The sequence below is a fragment of the Natrinema pallidum DSM 3751 genome (assembly GCF_000337615.1).
GTDB classification, from domain to species: Archaea; Halobacteriota; Halobacteria; order Halobacteriales; family Natrialbaceae; genus Natrinema; species Natrinema pallidum.
The window spans coordinates 59,299-78,635 of sequence record NZ_AOII01000041.1 but is presented as its reverse complement, the minus strand read 5'-3'; the positions used below and the strand labels follow the sequence as shown (position 1 = coordinate 78,635).

Genomic DNA, 19,337 nt, shown 5'->3' with positions numbered 1-19,337 from the left:
CACGACCGTGACCGATGCCAGCCGCTCCGACCGCCGAAAGCGATGGTGAAGCGCTTTGTACGACGGGTTACTCGTATCTGAGCGCATCGATCGGGTCCGTTCGCGCGGCCCGCCAGGCTGGATACAGGCCGGCGAGAATCCCGACGAGGACTCCGACGCCGATCGCCAGCGCCACGTACTCGAGGGGGTAGACCAGCGGCAGGTCGATGTACTGCGCGCCGAGATAGCCGCCGAGCAGCCCCAGCCCCGTTCCCAGGATCGCGCCGATGACGCCGAGGATCACCGCTTCGGTCAAGAAGAGTCCGAGTACGTCGCGGTTCTGCGCGCCCACGGCTTTCATGATGCCGATCTCCCGGGTCCGTTCGGTGACGCTGACGAGCATGATGTTCGCGATGCCGATCGAGCCGACCAGCAGGGAAATAGCCGCGATGCCGACGATGAAGTTCCGCAGCAGAGCCAGCACGTCCTGGAGTTGCTGGAGCAGTTCCGTACTCGTCTGGAACGTGACCGCGAGATCGTCGCCCAGCAACTCGCTCGCGTCGGACTGCTCGCTCTCGAGGTAGGCGGTCGCGCTCTCGCGGGCGGCGTCGATATCGGACTGGGCGGCGGAGTCGGCTTCGATAATGATCGCGAGGAAGCGGGCGTCACCGGTGCCGGTTCCGTTTTCACTGCCGGCACCGGTATCGTTCCCGCTTCCATCGCTCCCGCCGCCGATTCCCAGCCCGGCCGCCTGCTCCACGTAGTAGGGGTCCGTCGGCACGTAGACCCGCGGCGAGGATTCGAAGCCTTCGAACGGACTCTGTCCCTCGCTGGTGTCGGTGATGCCGACCACCTCGAGCGTCGTGCGCTCGCCGCCGAGGATCGTCACCGTGAGTTCGTCGCCGATAGTGACGTTCTCCTCGAACTGGTTCGCCGCCGCGGGATTGACAACCGCCTCGCGGTCCCCTCGCTCGAATTGCCTGCCCTCGGCCAGCCTGCCCTCACGGATGTACGACGGCCCCGTGGCGATCAGTCCGTTCCCCTGTGCGACCGTCTCGTTGCCGTTCGAGATCGCCTGCGTTTGAATCGTCGCGTACCCGTAGGCCGCCGCCACGTCCGGTTGCGACGCAACCGAGTCGAGGTCGTCCGGGGTGAACACCGGTTGGGCTCCCGCCAAGGGGCCACCCTCGGTGTCGGGATCGGCGGCCCAGCCGTAGACGTTGCGCCGGTCGTCCGGGCTGATGTCGCCGATAATGCCCGCCTGGAGGCTGGCACCCAGCGTGACGAACGCGATCACCGCCGCGATGCCGATCACGATCCCCAGCGTCGTCAGCGCCGATCGGAGCTTGTGACCGCGAATGGAGCGCCACGATAGACGCAGGCTCTCGAGCGGATTCATTCGGAATCGGCCTCCCGACGTCCCGTCGGCGACCCCGTCTCGGAATCGGCGTCCGCGTCGGGTGTCGTCTCCGTCCCGCGTCCCGGGTCCACTGCCGACCCACCGTCATTGCCGCGCTCGAGGTCCTCGATCCGCTCGATTGTCCCATCGAGGAGGTGGACGATGCGGTCGGCGCGGTCGGCGACGTGTCGCTCGTGGGTGACGACGAGCATCGTCGTCCCGGCCGCGTGAAACTCGTCGAAGAGGTCCAGAATGTCCGCTTCGGTGTCGGTATCGAGGTTCCCCGACGGTTCGTCGGCCAGTACGATCGCCGGGTCGTTGACCAGTGCTCGCGCGAGAGCCACCCGCTGTCGCTGGCCCCCCGATAGTTCGTTCGGCAGGTGCTCCGCGCGGTCGCCGAGGCCCACCCGCTCGAGCAGGTCCCGCGCCCGCTCCCGGCGTTCGGCCCGATCGATACCCTGGAACAACTGCGGCAGGGCAACGTTCTCGAGGGCGTTCAGCCGCGGCATCAGATTGAACGTCTGGAAGACGAACCCCACCTCCGTCCCCCGGAGCCGCGTCCGTTCGCGGTCCTCGAGTTCGCCGACCGGCCGGCCGCCGACGACGACCTCGCCCGCCGTCGGCGTGTCCAGACAGCCCACGAGGTTCATCAGGGTCGACTTGCCGGACCCGCTCGGTCCCATGATCGCGGTGTACGATCCCCGCGGCACCGCGAGGGAGACCCCGTCGAGCGCGTGAACGGGTTCGCCGATCCGATAGGTCTTGCGGACGTTCTCGAGGGCGACCGCCGTCTCCCGTGCCATGCAGGATCGTCCACGGACGATTCAAAAAAAGTTCGGCGCAACAGCACGGGCCGCAAACGAAGCGGGGGCGCGGCCGTCCGGTCGTCGATGCGTCCGGATCGGCGTCGAGCCGATCGGCGACTACCAGTCGCCGCCGGCGGCTCCGCCTTCCTGCACCGGTTCCGGTTGCGTTTCGTTGCCCCGAACGATGACATACGCGATCAGGACGATGATTCCGACCGGAAATACGATGAACAGCGTCGCCGCGACGCCGATCGCCCACAGGAGTTCGTTGTTCTCGCGCTTCGAGGCGTCTTTGTACACCCAGTATCCGGCACCGGCCGCGATTAGCACACCGATGATGAGCCCGATTATCATCCCGACGAGGGCCGCCGTGGAGTCGACGTTGACGGCTTCGCCGCCGGCCTGCAGTGGGAGGAGGGCGAGTTGCACCATCACACCACCCCGTTCGACTCGTCCATCGATCGACCGTCGGGTTTCCCGTGTCGATCGCTACCGCTTCGATCGATCGAACGCGACGTGAGTACTCTCATATACAAGTGATGATAATCGAATAGGTGTTATATTTCTTTCTCACTTTTCCATCAGTGATATACTAGATCAAGCACGAAACGACGACGCCACCCGGTCGATACCGGCAGACGCCTCTCCGCTCAGTGGCCGGCGACGGGCAATGCTACCGCTGGCGCACTCGTCCACTCGGCGATCGGTTGCGATGGGGTCCCAAGCAAGGTATTTATATCCGCACGTAAATAACTTGGATAATTAACGTGACCGCGATCGATATCTCCGGCGTGACGAAACGATACGGCACCGAACTGGCACTCGACGGACTTGACCTCACCGTCGAGAGCGGAGACATATACGGCTTTCTCGGCCCCAACGGCGCGGGCAAGTCCACGACGATCAACCTCGTGCTCGATTTCATCCGGCCGACTCGCGGCGACGTCCGCGTCTTCGATCTGGACGCACGATCGGATAGCCTCGAGATCCGCAAGCGGACTGGCATCCTTCCCGAAGGGGCCACGCTGTACGACCGCCTGACCGGTCGCCAGCACGTCGAGTTCGCGATCGAATCGAAAGCGGCCGACGACGACCCCGACGAACTCCTCGAGCGGGTCGGAATCGCCGACGCCGCCGGGAAGAAAGCCGGCGGCTACTCGAAAGGGATGGCCCAGCGGCTCATGCTCGCGACGGCCCTTGTCGGCGAGCCCGATCTGCTGATCCTCGACGAGCCCTCGACCGGCCTCGACCCGAACGGGGCCCGCGAGATGCGGGAAATCATCCGTGAGGAGAACGCCCGCGGTGCGACCATCTTCTTTTCCTCGCACGTTCTCGGGCAGGTCGAGGCGGTCTGTGACCGCGTCGGCATTCTCCGTGATGGCCACCTGATCGCCGAGGACACCATCGACGGCCTCCGCGACTCGATGCCGACCCAGACCCGGCTCCGCGTGACGCTCGACCGCATCCCCGACGATTCCGCGGCCGCGCTCGCGGCGATCGAATCCATCGACGGCGTGTCGTCGGTGGAGCCCGAGGGCCGGACCCTCATCGTCGCCTGCGAGGACCGCGCGAAGACGACCGTACTGCGGCGAATCGAGGAGCACGGCGTCTCAGTCGAGGACTTCGAAACCGACGACTCCTCGCTCGAGGACCTGTTCGTCGCCTACACCTCGGACGCGGCCGGCAGTGCGGGGGTGATACAATGAGTGCGATCATCGTCGCGAAGAAGGATTTCCGGGATGCGATTCGGTCGCGCGTGCTGATCGGGTTGACCGTCCTGTTCGCCCTGTTTACCGTCGGCGGCGCGGCCCTCGCATCGTGGCTCTCGGGACTGTCCGACGACGCCAGTGCCCAGTCGACGATCGAACTGGTCCTCACTCTCCAGGCACCCGCCGGGTTTCTCGTCCCGATTATCGCCCTGATCGTCGGATACGGTGCGATCGCCGGCGAGCGAGAGAGCGGCAGTCTGAAGTTCCTGCTCGGTCTCCCGCACCGCCGTCGCGACGTCGTTCTCGGGAAGGTGCTCGGCCGGACTGGCGTCGTGGCCGTTTCGATCTTCGTGGGCTTTACCATCGGCCTGCTCGGCCTCTTCGCGTTCGTCGGTTCGGTCTCGCTCACCGATTACGTCGCGTTCACCGCCGTGACGATACTGTTCGGACTCGTCTACGTCGCCATCGGCGTCGGGCTCTCCGCGATGACGCGGTCGACGACCAGAGCGGCGGTCGGTGCGCTCTGCGTCGTGATCCTGTTCAAAGTCATCTGGGGGATCGTCGGCACGATCCTCCTCTATGTGATCGAGGGGACGTTTCTGATGGAGTCACCACCCGGCTGGTACTTCGTCTACAACGCGGTATCACCGGACGCCGCCTACGGCTCCGCGATCGGTGCCGTGCTGAACCAGTCCGGTCCCACGGTGGCCAGCGCGTACGACATCTCGACGCTGCCGCTCGTCGCCGAGCCCTGGTTCGGGTTCGTCATCCTCGCGGTCTGGGCCGCCGTCCCGATCGGACTCGGCCTCTGGCGGTTCGACTACGTCGACCTCTGATACGGTCGGCCATAGCGGCCAACCGGTAGCGCTACGGGCCGGGCGGAGGTGCAACGTTTTTCTCGCCGCCGCTCGCTTGCACACCCATGAAGACGGACGGCGGTTCCGATGCAGCGAAACGGCGCGCCGGTGAACGGGCGGTTGCGGACGTCGAGAACGGATTCGTGGTCGGACTCGGCACCGGGTCGACGACCGCCCACGCCATCCGGGCGATCGGACGGGCGATCGACGACGGCCTCGATGTCCGGGGCATCCCGACCTCGTTTCAAGCCCGGCAACTGGCGCTGGAAGTCGGGATTCCCCTGACCGATCTCGACGCCGCAGACGGCGTCGACCTCGCGATCGACGGTGCCGATCGGGTCGTCGACGCGCCCGATGCCACCGCTCATGGCGCGCTCATCAAGGGCGGCGGCGCGGCCCATGCGCGCGAGAAACTCGTCGATACGGCGGCAGATCGATTCGTCGTCGTCGCCGACCCCTCGAAGCTGACCGCCCGACTCGAGCGCTCGGTTCCCGTCGAAGTGCTCCCCGACGCACATACCGTCGTCGCGGACCGCCTCACCGAACTGGGCGGCGAGGCGACCCTCAGAGCGGCCGAACGAAAGGACGGGCCGGTCGTGACCGACAACGGCAATCTGGTGCTGGACTGCGAGTTCGGCCCGATCGACGACCCCGACCGACTGGCGACGCGACTCTCTACGGTTCCGGGCGTCGTCGAACACGGCCTGTTCGTCGGGATGGCCGACGCGGCCTACGTCGGCACCGAAGACGGCGTCGACGTTCACCAGTATTGAGCCGATTCGACAGCCCGTCCTCTACGATGCCCGGTAAGTTTCTGCCGCCCCGTCGCGTCGAGGCGCGTCCGAGTCCGTCGGCGTATCGACCGGCGTCGCGAACAGGCCAGCGAGCAGGGAAACAACGCCTAACAGGCGTGTCAGCGGGACAACCCATCGTTTCAGCTCGAGTTCATCCGCGTTCTCGTAGGCCAGATGAAGGTTCATCTCGACGACCGATTGCGGGACCAGCGCTGTCTCTTATACACATCTCTGNCCTCGCGGCCGACCAGCCAGACGAACACGACTCCCTCGAGCCGAGCGATCGGGACTGTCCGTGATCGCAGCTGTCCGTCCTCGGGGTTCGCAAACGCGAGGCGTTCGCCGAACCGGATAACACGTCTCGGGGCGAGTAGTTCGAGCACCCCGACGCCGATCACCAGTGCTCGTCGCATGTCGAGAGTCACCGCGAAGGGAGTCGGCTTGCCGACTGTGCCGAGTCGTCTGTACTCTCGGCAGCTCCGCTGTTGCCGGCCGATTCGGTACCCGGACTCCGTGAGAGCAGGGTCACGATCAGATAGAGCACACCCAGCAGCCGCGCCGCGGGGACTACCCACGGCTGTAACTCGAGCCGGTCCGTCTCGGCGTAGACTAGGTGCTGGCTGAGTTCGATGATCGGCCGGGGAACCAGAACGAGCGTCAGTCCGGCACTCCCCAGCAACGCAGAGACGAGTGTCGATCCTTGTCGGCCGCGGACGAGCAACCAGACGAAGACGAGCCCCTCGATCCGGGCTCCCGTCAGCGCCAACGGCCGTCGCTCGATCTCGCCGGAGTTTCGCAGCCCGATCCGCTCGCACAGCCCGATAATCGGCTCCGGTTTGAGGATCTCGACGATCCCGAAGCCGAGCAGGAGTTTGCGCAACATGTGTCTCACACCTCCCACGGCGCGTGACAAAAACCTCGAGCCGGCGGCCGGCGGATCGGCGGTCGTGGCGTCGATCGCAACGCGGAATAGACAGCTTTTCAACACGGACACGCGACCCTTCGGAGGAGACGGTTCAATGCCCGAGACATCCGATCGAAAAGACGACCACATCCGTATTATCGAGGAAGAAGACGTCGAGACGACCGGTGCAGGCTTTACCGATATCGACCTCGTCCACGAGGCGCTCCCGGAGGTTCACCGCGACGAGATCGAGACGACCGTGGACCTGTTCGGACACGAACTCGCAGCCCCGATCGTTATCGAGAGCATGACCGGGGGACACCCGAACACCACGAAACTAAATCGGACGCTCGCGGACGCCGCCGAACGCACGAACGTCGCCATGGGCGTCGGCAGCCAGCGTGCCGGCCTCGAACTCGACGACGAAGCGGTCCTCGAGTCGTATACGGTCGTCCGAGACGCCGCCCCGAATGCCTTCCTCTACGGAAACGTCGGTGCGGCCCAGTTGCTCGAGTACGGCGTGGACGACGTCGAGGAAGCCGTGGAGATGATCGACGCCGACGCGATGGCGATCCACCTGAACTTTCTGCAGGAGGCCGTCCAGCCAGAAGGCGACGTCGACGCCCGTGGGTGTCTCGCAGCGATCGAGCGAGTCGCCGACGAGCTTTCGGTGCCGGTGATCGTCAAAGAAACGGGCAACGGAATGTCACGAGAAACGGCGACCCGGCTCGCCGACGCCGGCGTCGATGCTGTCGATGTCGCCGGTCAGGGCGGAACGACGTGGTCGGGAATCGAGTCCCATCGAGCAGCCGCGGTCGGTGCCGAGCGACAGGAAGCGATCGGCCGCCTGTTTCGCGCATGGGGCGTCCCGACAGCGGTGAGCACGCTCGAGGCGGCGACAGTCCATGATTGTGTGATCGCAAGCGGCGGCGTTCGCTCCGGGCTGGATATCGCCAAGGCCATCGCGCTCGGGGCCCGTGCTGGCGGGCTCGCGAAACCGTTTCTCGGGCCGGCCGGGCAGGGTGTCGACGAGGTCGTCGAACTCATCGAGACGCTCGTGTTGGAACTGCGGACGGCGATGTTCGTCACCGGTTCGGCGTCGCTTTCGGACTTACGGGACACGGAATACGTCGTGCTCGGACGAACGAACGAGTACATCGACCAGCGCCGCCGCTAAGTGCGTTCGTGCGGTCCGTCTCGGGGTGAGGCGGGCGCTCACTTCTCCGGTCGGCGATGCTAACCGCTATCGACGTAGCGGCCGAAAAAATCGCGGTTCAATCGTGCCTTACAGGTCGCGGGGCTGGACCGTCTTCCGGTCGTTAGCCTCTGCGCGCCGGGCGGCGTCCTCGAGGAGCTCGTCGACTTCCTCGTCGAGCGCGTCGTAGAAGTCCGAAGCAACGTTTTTGTCATCGAGCGCTTCCTTGACGGCGGCTTTGACGATAAGATCTGCCATACGATCTACTCGTTTCGCGTTACCTCATATAATGCTTTTGGTTAGTCGTAGAAATACGGGGGTTGCAGCGGTTCATTCGCCCGTTTCGATCCCCGTCACCACCGGAAAGTATATGTTCGATGAGCACCCGTCCGGCATTTCGCGGCTCTTCGAGCCCGGCATTCGGCTCGCGCGCGGCCCTCTGGGGCTCGTACGCGCGTTCAGCGATACCGAGTCACTGGATCTCCGTCCCGTCTCGGCCGACCGGGTCGACGGAGTCGAGTGCGTCGGCCCTCGAGACCGTCCCCGACGGTTCGCGTGACGACGGCTCAGTACGAGCCGCCGTCGCTCGACGCGATGGTGGCTATAGTCGCAACTGACAGTCACTGCACACCTGATCGCAGGACGGGGTTGCGATCAGTGTGTCACTCGTTTCAGTTGCGACCATGTCCCTGGCGGGACCGGTCGACACGCCGGTCATCGGCATTCCAGTCTCGAGCGGGCAGGCGACGCTGATCGCTCGAGCGATCGATGCGGCACGTGACTGCGTAGCGTGCACCATTTCGGAAAAATACTTTCCACAACGGAAAAGCCAAACAGTGTATGGAGAAGGCTATTTATCCGTTCGCCCAGTAGTCGGTAGTACCGGCTCCGGCCGGTGTGACCAATGCCCAAGTGTGATCACTGCGGCGCGCACGTCTCCGAACGGTTTGCACGCGTTTTCGCCGACGAACACGGTGAAATCCATGCGTGTGTCAGCTGTTCGGCCAACGCGGGAATCGCAGAAGCCGCGAAAGAGCGCGCCCGCGGTACCTGACCTCGGAGTGACGCGGATCAACAACCACGCGCCCCCACGGACGAGACGCTTTTTACCTTCCCACGCCTGGCCACGACCGATGGCCGATCACGTCGTCTACGTTCTCGAGTGTGCCGACGGCTCGCTGTACACCGGCTACACGACCGACCTCGAGCGGCGCGTCGCCGAACACGACGCCGGCGAGGGAGCGAAATACACGCGCGGACGGACACCGGTCGAACTCCGCCACCGTGAGACGTTCGACTCGAAATCGGCCGCCATGTCCCGCGAGTACGAAATCAAACAACTGAGTCGCACCGCGAAGGAACGATTGGTCGGCCTCGAGTGAGCCCCCGTTCGATGTCCCCGTCCGTCGCGTCGACCATTATCTCACACATCCACTCCGAAAAATAGATACATACAGGTCGTGATAGTATGACCGAGATGCAACTCGATGTCGTCGACGACCTGAAACAGCCGAGTACACCGGTGAGAACCGGTGTGAGCCCTGTACCGTGTTGAATCTCGTCATTGCGGCGGTGGTCGGCTCGGTCATCGCGCGGAAGTCCCGCCTCGGCGGGGTACTCGCCGTGGGGGTGTCGATCGCGCTAATCTATCTTCGGGGGTATCTCGTCCCCGGCACGCCGACGCTGACCAAGCGGTACCTCCCGCCGGAAGTGCTGCGCTGGTTCGGCAAGGAGCCCGATCCGGCGGTGGCGAGCGGCCTCGGCACCGTCGACTCGACCGATCGCCCGGCAGCCGGTCGCGAGACCACCTTCGACGAATCCGATGCCGTCGCGTCGACCGACACCGACGCCGTTGGCGACGAGTCGACCGCCGACACCGACGAACCCGCCGTCGCCGACCTCGAGACGTTCTTCCTCGATCACGATGTCCTCGAGCCCTGCGCGGATCGGGACGACCTCTGTCTCACCGACGAGTTCGAGACCGCCTGGTTTGACGAAATCGACCCGCTCTCCGAGTCCGGCGTCGATGTCGATGCGGCCGTCGACGCGTTCGGATTCGACGCCGATCCCGACGAGTTCGAACTCGAGACACGCGGTGAGAGTCGCGCCCTGCTGTCCAGTGCCGGCGGAGCCGGCCGCTGGCCCTCTCGAGCCGCCCTGATCGCGGATGTCGCCGCAAGTCGGGCCCTCGAGACGTGGATGGACGACTGGGACGCCTTCGACCCCGAAACGAAAGGCGAGGTGCTCAACGGACTCCGGATGTTCCTCGAGACGTGTCCGTCCGGCGGTGACGTCCGGATGGGCGAGGAAGTCGTCGAATCCTGCTGTACCTCCCACGAGGTCGTTGCCGTCACCTGCGAGGAGACCGGCGAACGGCTCTTCGAACAGCGCCTCACTGATGTCGACGCCTGACTCCGTCGGCGATCCATCGCTTGCGGTTCCCGTCCGCCAGCGTCGCTTTTTTCGCGGCCGGCAATGACCACAGGGTATGGAGACGATCAGCTTCGGTACCGACGGCTGGCGGGCGACGCTCGCGGAGTTCACCGTACCTCGCGTTCGAATGGTGGGACAGGCGGTCGCGACGTACCTCACGGACACCGGACTCGAGGGACCGGTCGCGGTGGGGTACGACGCCCGCGAGAGTTCGCGGGGGTTCGCCGAGGAACTGGCGCGAGTGCTGTGTGCGAACGGGTTCGACGTGTTGCTTTCCGACCGTGATCGGCCGACGCCGCTGGTAGCCCATGCGATCGCCGACCGCGACCTCGCTGGCGGGTTGGTGATCACCGCCTCGCACAATCCGCCGGAGTACAACGGCGTGAAGTTCATCCCCGCGGACGGCGCGCCGGCCCTGCCGGCCGTCACCGACGCCATCGCGGATCGCCTCGCCGACCCCGATCCGCTTCCCGAGAGCGAACACGGAACGGTTCGCGACGTCGACTTCGCCACCCCTCACGCCGACGCCGCCCTCGAACTCGCCGCGTCGATCACCGGCGGGACCGATATATCCGAACTCAGCGTCGCCTACGACGCCATGCACGGGAGCGGGCGCGACACGACCGACGCCTTGCTGGAGCGCGCGGGTGCCTCCCTCGAGCGCTATCGCTGCGAACGAGACCCCGAATTCGGCGGCGGCTCGCCCGAGCCCGCCGCCGAGAACCTCGACCGCCTGATCGCGACCGTCACCGACGATACCAGCGGCGTCGATCTCGGTATCGCCAACGACGGCGATGCCGACCGCCTCGCGATCGTCACGCCGGAACGCGGCTACCTCGACGAGAACCTCTTTTTCGCCGCACTGTACGATTTCCTCCTCGAGGACGCGTCGGGCGCGGCTGTCCGGACCGTCTCCACGACGTATCTGATCGATCGGGTTGCCGAGGCCCACGGCGAGACCGTCCGTGAGGTCCCGGTCGGCTTCAAGTGGGTCGCCGAGGCGATGGCCGAGGGCGACGCGCTGGTCGGCGGTGAGGAATCGGGCGGCTTCACCGTTCGGGGCCACGTCCGAGAGAAGGACGGGGTCCTGATGGCTCTGCTGGCGGCGCTGATGCACGCCGAAGCGCCCCTTGACGACCGGGTCGACCGACTGCTCGCCGAACACGGCACCGTCGTTCAGGACAAGCGCAGCGTCGACTGTCCCGACGACGAGAAATCGCGGGTCCTGGCGGCGCTCGAGGACGCGATCCCCGAGACCGTCGCGGGAACCGCGGTGGAGAACGTCAACACCGCCGACGGGTTCAAACTCCTGCTGGCCGACGGCTCGTGGCTGCTGGTTCGGCCGAGCGGCACCGAGCCAGTACTGCGGGTCTACGCCGAAGCCGAGGACGAGGAGCGGATCGGGGAGTTGCTCGAGGCGGGCCAGGAACTGGTCGCACCGCTCGTCTAAGCGTCGGTTGGCGGCGTCGGTGGGGCCTGGGGCTGACGGAGTCAGCACCGCGCTCGAGCCGCGGATCGTCGCGGTCCGTCTCCTCGGTCAATCGACTCGCTCGGCCGGAACCCCGACGACGGTCGCGCCGGGTTCGACGTCGCTCGTGACGACCGAGCCGGCACCGACGGCTGCGTCCGCGCCGATCGTGATGTCCCCCAGCAGCGTGGCGTTCGCGCCGAGCTGTGCCCCCGTCTCGACCGTCGGATGACGTTTGACCGGTTCGTTCGTATCGCCGCCGAGCGTAACGCCGTGGTACATGTGTACGTCGTCGCCGATTTCGGCCGTCTCGCCGATGACGACACCCATCCCGTGGTCGATCGTTACCCGGCGGCCGATCTCGGCGGCCGGGTGGATCTCGATCCCGGTCAGCCAGCGGGCGAGGTGGGAACACAGCCGTGCGAGCAGCCGACAGCTAGCCCCGTGAGACCAGCAGCGATGGGCGAGCCGATGCGCCCAGATCGCGTGTAACCCCGGGTAGCACAGCAGGACCTCGAGCCACCCCGTCGCGGCGGGGTCGCGCTCACGCATCGCCCGAACGTCCTCACGCATGCGTCCGAACATCGCTTTCCGTCGTCGTTCTCATGGGATCGATTGCGATGCGCCGCCGGCCTCGCGTCGACGGCCGACGCGCCGAGCGACAACACCGACCCACGGCGTGTCGAGGATCGTTCCGGGCGGTACACGCGGTGGAGCCGGCAGATACCATGCCCGAACGTAGCAGCGGGGTGAGTGTAAAAAGATTCGTTTCCGAGGTCGCTATCACTGTCCACGGGCGAGCCGGGTCCCGATTCGCTTCGGGAGCCCCGCGTCCTCGACTGCCGCCTGAACGGCGTCGATATCGTACTCGACGCGGTGGGTGTCGACCGTCATCGCGTCGAGATCGAGGACCGCGTAGCCCGCTCGCGGGTCCCCGTCTCGCGGCTGCCCGACACTCCCGGGATTGACGACGATCCCCGCCGCGAACTGCCGCGCGCCCTGCTTGTGAGTGTGCCCGAGCACCAACACGTCCTCGTCGCCCAGCAGTCGCGGCGAGAACTCCTCGGGGTACGTGTACCGGGTGTACCGATCGGGATCGTCGGGATGCCCGTGGACGAGTTTGACGCGGCCGTCACACTCGCGGCGCTCCGTCGGGAGGCCGGCGAGCCACTCGAGTTGCGCCTCGGAAAGCCGTCGGTCGGCGTGGTCGATGCCCGCCTTGGCCATCCCGTTGAACCGGAACGGCGTCTCCCCGACGACGGCGGCATCGTGGTTTCCCATCACCGTCGGCACGTCACGCGCTCGCAGCTCGTCGACGCACTCCCCCGGCCAGGGGTTGTAGCCGACGACATCGCCCGCACAGCACAGTTCGTCGACCGGCGGCATGTCCGCGAGGACGGCCTCGAGCGCGACCCGGTTGCCGTGAATGTCCGAAACGAGTCCCACCTTCATGCACGACAGTAACAGTTGCGAGGGGTTTGTAGGTTGCCGAATCGACAGCACCCGCGTGCGGTCCGCGACCCGCGCTCTGACGACCGGGATGCCGAACGCCGCGATTTCGGTCGCTGAATACGGAGTCGCGCCGCCCGACGCGTTCCCGCAGTGACCGGCGATGGGCGTCCCAGTCCTGCGCTACGGCTCACCCGGTCGCCGTTCTCAGTCGCCGTTCTCGATGGCCGTCTCGAACCCGTCGTCGGTCCGGGCGACGCCGGCCGCACAGACCGCGTGTTCGAACTCGTGATCGTAGACCTCGCTGGCGGCCGCCTCGGCGGTCTCGGCCTCGAGGTCGAACGGTTCGGGCGCGTCCGTCTCGTAGGTCGCGACCAGCGTCGGCTCGTCGACGGTCTCGACCAGCAGGGCGTCCTTGCGAACGGTGCCGATCAGTGCCTCGCCGCCGTCCCCGATCGTCGCCGCGATGCGGGGCGTGTCGTAGTCGTCCTTCTCGTAGTCCAGCGCCAGCAGGCTCTCCGCGAGGGCGTCGCGTGCGGGGTAGCCCAACTCGAGTTTCTCCGCGATCGGATCGACGTGCGAGCCGTTGCCGAAGGCGGCCGTCTCGCCGGTCGGCGTCTCGACGACCCGCAGGCAGTTGTAGGAGACGTACGGGTTGTCCGTTTCCGGGGCGTCTTCCGTGGGTCCCACGGTCAGGGCCTCGTCTCGAGCGGTGAGTTCCCGGTTCGGGAACGATCGTGAGGAGACGCGGTACGCTCCGACTTCGGGGCCGACGACGACGAATCGTCCGACGTACATACTCGGGGGTGCGCGGGTAAGGGGAAAAGGGATATCGGTTCGCACTCGAGGAACGATCGCTGCCGGTATCGTCCTGTACTTTATATGGGATTGCGCAGCGAACGGCGGTGTGACGACGGAAGCGGACTGTCTCGAGGCGCTGCAGGAGGCCACCGAACGACTGTGCGGCGGCTGGAACGATGCGAAAGAGATGGCGGGACTGGAGACTGCGTACTCGAGGGGATCTCGAGTCGGATCGAAACCAGACGAGATTGATCTTCCCGAGGGAACGTCGTGGAAAGAGCTGTCCGTCGACCAGCGGTGGCATTATAAGAATGCCGACTGGAATACCGAGCGCTCGCTCGAACGACGGGCATCACACAGGGCGTGGGCGAACGAACTTCAGCGAGCGAATGGTGGCTGTGCTCGTTGTAGCGAGACGAATCCCGTCTGCCTCGACTTCCATCACGTCGACGAAGAACAGAAGGAAATGGCTGTCGGGAAGATGATCGCCTTCGGATACGCGAAAGATCGAATCCGAAACGAGATCGAGAAGTGTATCGTTCTCTGCGCAAACTGTCATCGGAAGGAACACTACAACTCACTCCACCCCTGATTAGCGGTGTATCCGGCTCCGATACCGGACTTCGGCTGTCGGTTTCGAATCGCGACCGAGTTCGTAACACTCTAATACGGAGCCCAACTATGGTGTAGTACACCGTCGGAAGCGGGACCGACGAACCGATCAGTCCATTAGGGTAGCGGCCAATCCTGAAGCCTTCTGGGGGCTTCGACGCTGGTTCGAATCCAGCATGGACTACTTCTCTTTCGTTTCACCTCGAGCACTTCACCAGCCCCGTCTCTCCGTTTCCAGTTGAAACGAAGGGGTTGGTCGACCGATCTGACCGTTACCAGAACCCATATTGGGGTGACTCGCGTATAGTCGGCCTATGAACCGACGGCAGTTTCTCGCAGTGGGATCGACGGCGTCCGTGACGGCCGTCGTGGGTTGCCTCGGCGGTGGCGGTGATAACGAGGGTGATGGATACGGCCCGGGCTCGGAGTCCGAACCCGAAGAGCGATCGATCGATCCCAGTTCGTACGAAACGCAGACGTTCGATGGTGTCGACGTGCCGTTGGCCCCCATCGATGACGTCTATTACTGGTATCAACGGCAAGAGGCCAGAGTCGCCGATGCCCGCGGCGCTGATCAGTACGAGAAAGCCCACATCGCCGGTGCGGCGCTAAGTACTGCTCCACCGTACACGCCGGACGATGATCCGGTTGCGGACTGGTCCAAAGACCAACGGATCGTGACCTACTGTGGCTGTCCACATCACCTCTCCGGATTGCGAGCCGGGAAACTGATCGAGAACGGCTACGAGAACGTCTACGCGCTCGACGAGGGATTCAACGCCTGGGTCGATCGCGGCTATCCGCTCGAGGGGTCCGAGGTCTCGCAGAAGCGAACGACCTACGAGATTCGCGGCCAGGCCGACGCCACGGACGCCGGCGAGATGGTCATGCTCAAGCAACTCGATGCGGACCGCGCCGAAGCGGCACCGATTGCCGACGACGGCTCGTACACGCTCCAACTCCACTATGCGGGCTCGACCGACTCTCGATTCAGGGTCGCGGCCCCCGATTATACGATCGAAGGAACGCTCAAGGAACTGACGAGCGACACCGTCACGGCCTGACTCACTCTCCTGCAGTCCGGTCGTACGCACCCTCCCGCTCGAGTTCGCCGCGTCGTCGGAGCACGGCAGGCGTCCGACAGATCCCCGGTGCACCCGTGACCTGCGGTACCGTACAGTTGTTGCAGCTCTCACAGAGCACGCGCTGCGTTTCCGCGTCCGATCCGGTCTCGAGCAGCCGCGCACCCAGCCGCGGCTCGGCGTAGAAAGGCCGGGCCATCCCGACCATGTCGCAGGCGGGTGCCGCGTCGCCATCGCCGTCGTCGTCTCTGTCCTCGCGCCGCCCGCTCGAGCCGAGCAGTCGGTCCATCTCTTCCCGCTCGCGGATCCCGCCCTCCCCGAGGACGGGGATCGAGACCTGTTCGCGTACGCGTCGGCAGAAGTCCGCGTTCCACGCGGGTTCGAAATCGTACTGCAGCGACTGGATTCGGTTCGCGAGGGCGACGAGTCGTCTGCGCGTCGCGCCGCCGAACGCTGCGTCGTACTCATTACGCAGAGTCTCGGTCTCCCACGCTCGCTCGGGATACTCTCCGCGGACGATGCTCATATCCCAGACGACGGAGGTCTGGACGGGGACCACCGCGTCGTAGCCGATCCGCTCGAGCCGACGGGCGATTTCGATACCGTCCGCGAGCGAGAGCTTTCGGCGGACGACCGGTGCGGGTGGGGCGGGCGTTTCGGCCGGCACCTTGGTCAGCAGGGGCACGTCGCCGGCCCGCTCGCGGATCTCGTCGTGGACGATCGCGAGGAACTCGAGTCGCGCTTCCGGACTCCCACCGAACTCGTCGGTCCGCCGGTTGTAGAAGGGCGACAGGAACTGCTGGACGATCCCCATGTTCGCGCCGGCGAGGTGGATGCCGTCGTAGCCGGCTTCGACGGCGCGGGCGGCCGCACGGCCGAAATCCGCCGCGAGGCCGTACACCTCGGCGGTCGTGAGGACGTGGGGATCGTACTCCAGCAAGCCGAGTCGATCGAGGGTGCGCAACTGCCATGGCGGCTCCGAGACGGCGAGTTGCTCGAGGGCCGGATGCTCCCGTCGGTACTCGGCGTGCCAGGTCTCCATGCTCCGGAGGCCGCCGTGCTCGAGTTGGAGGACGATCCGGCTCCCGTGGTCGTGGATGCGGTCGGTCAGCCGCGACAGCCGTGCCACGAAGTCGGAATCGTGGACCCGGGTCATCCCCGGGGCGGCGCAGCCGCCCTCGCCGCGGACGATCGTCGCACCCTGACAGATGAGGCCGACGCCCGATTCGGCGGCCGGCTCGAGGTCGTCGATCAGCGTGTCGACCGCGTCGGGACCGTTGCCCGCACACTCGAGCAGCGGCGCGCGGTAGAGTCGGTTGGGGACCGTCAGCCCGCCGATATCGATCGGGTCCTCGAGAGTGGCCATGTACGGCATATCGTCCGATCACACAAGAGCGTAGCGTCGGTTCGGAATGGTCGGCTCACCGCCGGTTACCGGACCCGAGTTCCGTCGTATGCTCCTCGTTGTCGCGTGGGCGCACGGTCGCGCGCCACTGCAGCGGGTTTGGCTGATGGAAGCGAATCGAGGGCGGGGTGCGGGCTGCGTTCGTCAGGGCGGCTGGATCACCGCTCGGCCCTCGATTTCGTTGTGCTCGAGCCGTTCCGCGACCGTGTTGATCTCGCCGAGGTCGTGGCGTTCGGTACGCAGTTCGACGTCGCCCCGCTCGACGAGCGCGACGAGTTCCTGCAACTCGGCGTACTTGCCGACGAGCGTGCCGCGGAACGAGAACTCGCCGTTGACCAGCGCCTGACTGGGTTCGTGGACGTGCCCGCCGTAGCCGACGATGTGATGATCACCGCCGGCGGCGACGATCTCGGGTGCCAGTGCGGTCGTCTCGTCGCGGCCGACGAAGTCGACGACCTGCTGGGCTCCCTCGTCGTCGGTCAGGTCCGCAACCACGTCGGCGAGATCCTCCTCGGCGGAGTTGACGGCGTGGCGAGCGCCCAGCCCTTCGGCCAACTCGAGCGCCTCGTCTTTGATATCCGCGGCGACGATGTCCGCGGCGCTCATCGCGTCGAGACACTGCAGCCCGATGTGTCCGAGGCCACCGACGCCGATGACGACGCAGGTGTCGCCGGGGTTCAGTTCGTCGACCGCCTTTTTGATGGCGTGGTAGGCCGTGATTCCCGCGTCGGCGTGCGGTGCGATGTCCGTCGGGTCGACGACGTCGGGTAGCGGAATGACCGCCCGCTCGTTCGTCTGCAGGTATTCGGCGAACCCGCCGTCGGTAGTGAGCCCGTTGAACGCACTGTTCTCGCAGTACATGTCCTCGCCGAGCCGGCAGGGCCGACAGATGCCACAGGTCTGAACGGGATGGCAGATCACGGGGTCCCCCTCCGCGACCAGCGTCACTTCTTCACCGGTCTCGGCGACGATGCCCGCGTTTTCGTGACCCAGCGTCATCGGCAGATCCTGTGGCGCGTAGTCGGTCCACATCCCCTCGATGATATGATTATCAGTCTGACACCATCCTGCTCCCTCGACCTCGATCAGTACCTGATCCGAGCGCTCGAGGTCAGGGCGGTCGATGTCCTCGACCTGCAGCGCGTCGCTCATGTCGTCGGTGTACTCGTGGAGCCTGGCTGCTTGCATGGTACCGCGTCACAGTTCGTCGGCATTCGGCATAATAGTCCCCTCGAGTATCGCTCCGCGTGAATATTTGAGGATTGATATAAAATCGCGGATACGCTAATTTTGACCATGCATATTCAACTCGCAGTGTGATTCGTATCTGTACGAAAAAAGGGTAATGTGGTGTGGTACCGATAAACAGTGTGCGATGTACCAGCACAACGGAGAAGAAATCTTCGTAATCGACGGCCACGTCCATCTGTGGGACGCCACGGAGGAAAACATCAAACACGAGGGTGGGGAAGAGTTCATCCAGTGTTTCTATGATTACCACACGACGTTCACGCCCGAGGAACGGCAGTGGGACATGGACGAGTATCGCGAATACGGTGCCGACCGAATGGTCGAGGATCTGTTCGGCAACGCCGCCGCAGACATGGGGATCTTCCAGCCGACGTACCTCACCGATTTCTACACTGAAGGGTTCAACACGACGGAGCAGAACGCCGAACTCGCAACCGAGTATCCCGAGCGGTTCGTCCTCAATGGCACCTTCGACCCGCGCGACGGGGAGGAGGGCCTCGAGTACCTTGAGGAACTCCACGAGAACTACGATATTCCCGGCGTCAAACTCTACACTGCCGAGTGGCGCGGTGACTCGAAGGGGTGGCGACTGGACGACGAGGAGTCTTTCGAATTCCTCGAGACGTGCCAGGAACTCGGGATCGAGAACATCCACGCGCACAAGGGGCCGACGATCCGCCCCCTTAATCGCGACGCGTTCGACGTCGCGGACATCGACGATGCGGCCTCGTCGTTCCCGGAGCTCGACTTTATCGTCGAACACGTCGGGTTGCCGCGTCTCGACGACTTCTGCTGGATCGCCGCCCAGGAGAACAACGTCTACGGCGGGTTGGCCGTCGCCGCACCGTTCGCCCAGAACCGGCCGGGCAAGTTCTCCGAGATCATGTCCGAACTCCTCTGGTGGCTCGGCGAGGACCGCGTAATCTTCGGCTCGGACTACGCCATCTGGAACCCCGACTGGCTCGTCGAGGAGGTCATGGAAGCCGAACTCACCCAGGAGCACCGCGCAGAGTACGGCGTCGAGTGGGACCTCGAGACCAAGAAGAAAGTCATGGGCGAGAACATCGCCGCCCTCTACGACATCGATATCGAGCAAAAACGGCAGGCGTTCCGAGATGACGAGATCAGCCAGCAGTTCGATCTCGGGGATCACTACGCCAGCGAAGAACCCACTGCTGCGGACGACTGACGAG

Annotated in this window: 20 protein-coding genes, 1 tRNA gene and 1 pseudogene; 12 read left to right on the top strand and 10 right to left on the bottom strand. The window is 65.2% G+C overall.

Features of this window, described 5'->3' with window-relative positions; translation table 11 throughout:
* Positions 1–67 precede the first annotated feature (67 nt).
* The 3 genes from C487_RS06890 to C487_RS06880 form a co-directional block, all read right to left on the bottom strand.
* Complete coding sequence (locus C487_RS06890) at positions 68–1,378, bottom strand: ABC transporter permease (RefSeq protein ID WP_006184984.1); 1,311 nt, start codon at positions 1,376–1,378, stop codon at positions 68–70.
* The gene (locus tag C487_RS06885; RefSeq protein ID WP_006184983.1) at positions 1,375–2,181 is read right to left on the bottom strand and encodes an ABC transporter ATP-binding protein; all 807 of its coding nucleotides are present in this window, start codon (positions 2,179–2,181) and stop codon (positions 1,375–1,377) included. Before C487_RS06885 ends, C487_RS06890 begins: the two co-directional genes overlap by 4 nt.
* Positions 2,182–2,301: 120 nt before the next feature.
* Positions 2,302–2,616: a hypothetical protein gene (locus C487_RS06880; RefSeq protein WP_006184982.1), complete on the bottom strand. Its 315-nt coding sequence runs from the start codon at positions 2,614–2,616 to the stop codon at positions 2,302–2,304.
* Between the two features lie 335 nt (positions 2,617–2,951).
* Between C487_RS06880 and C487_RS06875 the strand changes: the two genes are divergently transcribed.
* The 3 genes from C487_RS06875 (at position 2,952) to rpiA (ending at position 5,523) form a co-directional block, all read left to right on the top strand.
* A complete protein-coding gene (locus C487_RS06875) occupies positions 2,952–3,890 on the top strand; it encodes an ABC transporter ATP-binding protein (RefSeq protein WP_006184981.1) in 939 nt (312 codons plus the stop codon).
* On the top strand, positions 3,887–4,729 hold the full coding sequence (locus C487_RS06870; RefSeq protein ID WP_006184980.1) for an ABC transporter permease: 843 nt from the start codon (positions 3,887–3,889) through the stop codon (positions 4,727–4,729). Before C487_RS06875 ends, C487_RS06870 begins: the two co-directional genes overlap by 4 nt.
* Positions 4,730–4,815: 86 nt before the next feature.
* A complete protein-coding gene (rpiA, locus tag C487_RS06865) occupies positions 4,816–5,523 on the top strand; it encodes a ribose-5-phosphate isomerase RpiA (protein WP_006184979.1) in 708 nt (235 codons plus the stop codon).
* Positions 5,524–5,965: 442 nt separating this feature from the next.
* On the opposite strand, the gene C487_RS06855 is transcribed toward rpiA, so the two are convergent.
* Positions 5,966–6,427: a hypothetical protein gene (locus C487_RS06855; RefSeq protein WP_006184976.1), complete on the bottom strand. Its 462-nt coding sequence runs from the start codon at positions 6,425–6,427 to the stop codon at positions 5,966–5,968.
* A 136-nt stretch (positions 6,428–6,563) separates the two neighbouring features.
* Here C487_RS06855 and fni point away from each other — a divergent pair, with 136 nt between their 5' ends.
* Positions 6,564–7,625, top strand: coding sequence for a type 2 isopentenyl-diphosphate Delta-isomerase (gene fni / locus C487_RS06850; protein WP_006184975.1), 1,062 nt, complete (start codon positions 6,564–6,566; stop codon positions 7,623–7,625).
* Between the two features lie 108 nt (positions 7,626–7,733).
* Here the strand turns inward: fni and C487_RS06845 are convergent, their stop codons facing one another.
* Positions 7,734–7,901, bottom strand: coding sequence for a DUF1931 family protein (locus tag C487_RS06845; protein WP_004267503.1), 168 nt, complete (start codon positions 7,899–7,901; stop codon positions 7,734–7,736).
* A gap of 646 nt (positions 7,902–8,547) precedes the next feature.
* On the opposite strand from C487_RS06845, the gene C487_RS22195 reads away from it, so the two are divergent.
* The 4 genes and pseudogenes from C487_RS22195 to C487_RS06825 all read left to right on the top strand — a co-directional run bounded on the left by C487_RS22195 (position 8,548) and on the right by C487_RS06825 (position 11,526).
* The gene (locus tag C487_RS22195; RefSeq protein WP_006184973.1) at positions 8,548–8,697 is read left to right on the top strand and encodes a DUF7563 family protein; all 150 of its coding nucleotides are present in this window, start codon (positions 8,548–8,550) and stop codon (positions 8,695–8,697) included.
* A gap of 79 nt (positions 8,698–8,776) precedes the next feature.
* Positions 8,777–9,025: a GIY-YIG nuclease family protein gene (locus C487_RS06835; protein WP_006184972.1), complete on the top strand. Its 249-nt coding sequence runs from the start codon at positions 8,777–8,779 to the stop codon at positions 9,023–9,025.
* 95 nt (positions 9,026–9,120) lie between these two features.
* Positions 9,121–10,055 (top strand): annotated as a pseudogene (locus tag C487_RS06830) (hypothetical protein).
* A 76-nt stretch (positions 10,056–10,131) separates the two neighbouring features.
* A complete protein-coding gene (locus C487_RS06825; protein ID WP_006184970.1) occupies positions 10,132–11,526 on the top strand; it encodes a phosphoglucomutase/phosphomannomutase family protein in 1,395 nt (464 codons plus the stop codon).
* Positions 11,527–11,613: 87 nt separating this feature from the next.
* Here the strand turns inward: C487_RS06825 and cysE are convergent, their stop codons facing one another.
* The 3 genes from cysE to C487_RS06810 form a co-directional block, all read right to left on the bottom strand.
* Positions 11,614–12,129 carry a serine O-acetyltransferase gene (cysE, locus tag C487_RS06820; protein WP_006184969.1) on the bottom strand — a complete coding sequence of 172 codons (516 nt, stop codon included), beginning with the start codon at positions 12,127–12,129 and terminating at the stop codon, positions 11,614–11,616.
* 198 nt (positions 12,130–12,327) lie between these two features.
* Positions 12,328–12,996 carry a metallophosphoesterase family protein gene (locus C487_RS06815; protein ID WP_006184968.1) on the bottom strand — a complete coding sequence of 223 codons (669 nt, stop codon included), beginning with the start codon at positions 12,994–12,996 and terminating at the stop codon, positions 12,328–12,330.
* A gap of 204 nt (positions 12,997–13,200) precedes the next feature.
* Positions 13,201–13,791 carry an IMP cyclohydrolase gene (locus C487_RS06810; protein WP_006184967.1) on the bottom strand — a complete coding sequence of 197 codons (591 nt, stop codon included), beginning with the start codon at positions 13,789–13,791 and terminating at the stop codon, positions 13,201–13,203.
* Between the two features lie 109 nt (positions 13,792–13,900).
* Between C487_RS06810 and C487_RS06805 the strand changes: the two genes are divergently transcribed.
* The 3 genes from C487_RS06805 to C487_RS06795 all read left to right on the top strand — a co-directional run bounded on the left by C487_RS06805 (position 13,901) and on the right by C487_RS06795 (position 15,470).
* On the top strand, positions 13,901–14,386 hold the full coding sequence (locus tag C487_RS06805) for a hypothetical protein (protein ID WP_006184966.1): 486 nt from the start codon (positions 13,901–13,903) through the stop codon (positions 14,384–14,386).
* Positions 14,387–14,517: 131 nt separating this feature from the next.
* Positions 14,518–14,590: transfer RNA gene (locus C487_RS06800), tRNA-Gln, on the top strand.
* A 130-nt stretch (positions 14,591–14,720) separates the two neighbouring features.
* The gene (locus tag C487_RS06795; protein ID WP_006184965.1) at positions 14,721–15,470 is read left to right on the top strand and encodes a rhodanese-like domain-containing protein; all 750 of its coding nucleotides are present in this window, start codon (positions 14,721–14,723) and stop codon (positions 15,468–15,470) included.
* A 1-nt stretch (position 15,471) separates the two neighbouring features.
* On the opposite strand, the gene C487_RS06790 is transcribed toward C487_RS06795, so the two are convergent.
* On the bottom strand, positions 15,472–16,854 hold the full coding sequence (locus C487_RS06790) for an oxidoreductase (protein ID WP_049907999.1): 1,383 nt from the start codon (positions 16,852–16,854) through the stop codon (positions 15,472–15,474).
* A gap of 183 nt (positions 16,855–17,037) precedes the next feature.
* Positions 17,038–18,081, bottom strand: a complete 1,044-nt coding sequence (locus C487_RS06785) for an NAD(P)-dependent alcohol dehydrogenase (RefSeq protein WP_006184963.1) — start codon at positions 18,079–18,081, stop codon at positions 17,038–17,040.
* A gap of 187 nt (positions 18,082–18,268) precedes the next feature.
* Here C487_RS06785 and C487_RS06780 point away from each other — a divergent pair, with 187 nt between their 5' ends.
* Positions 18,269–19,333: an amidohydrolase family protein gene (locus tag C487_RS06780; RefSeq protein ID WP_049907998.1), complete on the top strand. Its 1,065-nt coding sequence runs from the start codon at positions 18,269–18,271 to the stop codon at positions 19,331–19,333.
* The last annotated feature ends 4 nt before the right edge of the window (positions 19,334–19,337 follow it).

Coding starts and splice junctions, on each gene's coding strand:
- C487_RS06890 (WP_006184984.1), bottom strand. CDS start 1,378: ATGAATCCGCTCGAGAGCCTGCGTCTATCGTGGCGCTCCATTCGCGGT.
- C487_RS06885 (WP_006184983.1), bottom strand. CDS start 2,181: ATGGCACGGGAGACGGCGGTCGCCCTCGAGAACGTCCGCAAGACCTAT.
- C487_RS06880 (WP_006184982.1), bottom strand. CDS start 2,616: ATGGTGCAACTCGCCCTCCTCCCACTGCAGGCCGGCGGCGAAGCCGTC.
- C487_RS06870 (WP_006184980.1), top strand. CDS start 3,887: ATGAGTGCGATCATCGTCGCGAAGAAGGATTTCCGGGATGCGATTCGG.
- rpiA (WP_006184979.1), top strand. CDS start 4,816: ATGAAGACGGACGGCGGTTCCGATGCAGCGAAACGGCGCGCCGGTGAA.
- C487_RS06855 (WP_006184976.1), bottom strand. CDS start 6,427: ATGTTGCGCAAACTCCTGCTCGGCTTCGGGATCGTCGAGATCCTCAAA.
- fni (WP_006184975.1), top strand. CDS start 6,564: ATGCCCGAGACATCCGATCGAAAAGACGACCACATCCGTATTATCGAG.
- C487_RS06845 (WP_004267503.1), bottom strand. CDS start 7,901: ATGGCAGATCTTATCGTCAAAGCCGCCGTCAAGGAAGCGCTCGATGAC.
- C487_RS22195 (WP_006184973.1), top strand. CDS start 8,548: ATGCCCAAGTGTGATCACTGCGGCGCGCACGTCTCCGAACGGTTTGCA.
- C487_RS06835 (WP_006184972.1), top strand. CDS start 8,777: ATGGCCGATCACGTCGTCTACGTTCTCGAGTGTGCCGACGGCTCGCTG.
- C487_RS06825 (WP_006184970.1), top strand. CDS start 10,132: ATGGAGACGATCAGCTTCGGTACCGACGGCTGGCGGGCGACGCTCGCG.
- cysE (WP_006184969.1), bottom strand. CDS start 12,129: ATGTTCGGACGCATGCGTGAGGACGTTCGGGCGATGCGTGAGCGCGAC.
- C487_RS06815 (WP_006184968.1), bottom strand. CDS start 12,996: ATGAAGGTGGGACTCGTTTCGGACATTCACGGCAACCGGGTCGCGCTC.
- C487_RS06810 (WP_006184967.1), bottom strand. CDS start 13,791: ATGTACGTCGGACGATTCGTCGTCGTCGGCCCCGAAGTCGGAGCGTAC.
- C487_RS06795 (WP_006184965.1), top strand. CDS start 14,721: ATGAACCGACGGCAGTTTCTCGCAGTGGGATCGACGGCGTCCGTGACG.
- C487_RS06790 (WP_049907999.1), bottom strand. CDS start 16,854: ATGGCCACTCTCGAGGACCCGATCGATATCGGCGGGCTGACGGTCCCC.
- C487_RS06785 (WP_006184963.1), bottom strand. CDS start 18,081: ATGCAAGCAGCCAGGCTCCACGAGTACACCGACGACATGAGCGACGCG.
- C487_RS06780 (WP_049907998.1), top strand. CDS start 18,269: ATGTACCAGCACAACGGAGAAGAAATCTTCGTAATCGACGGCCACGTC.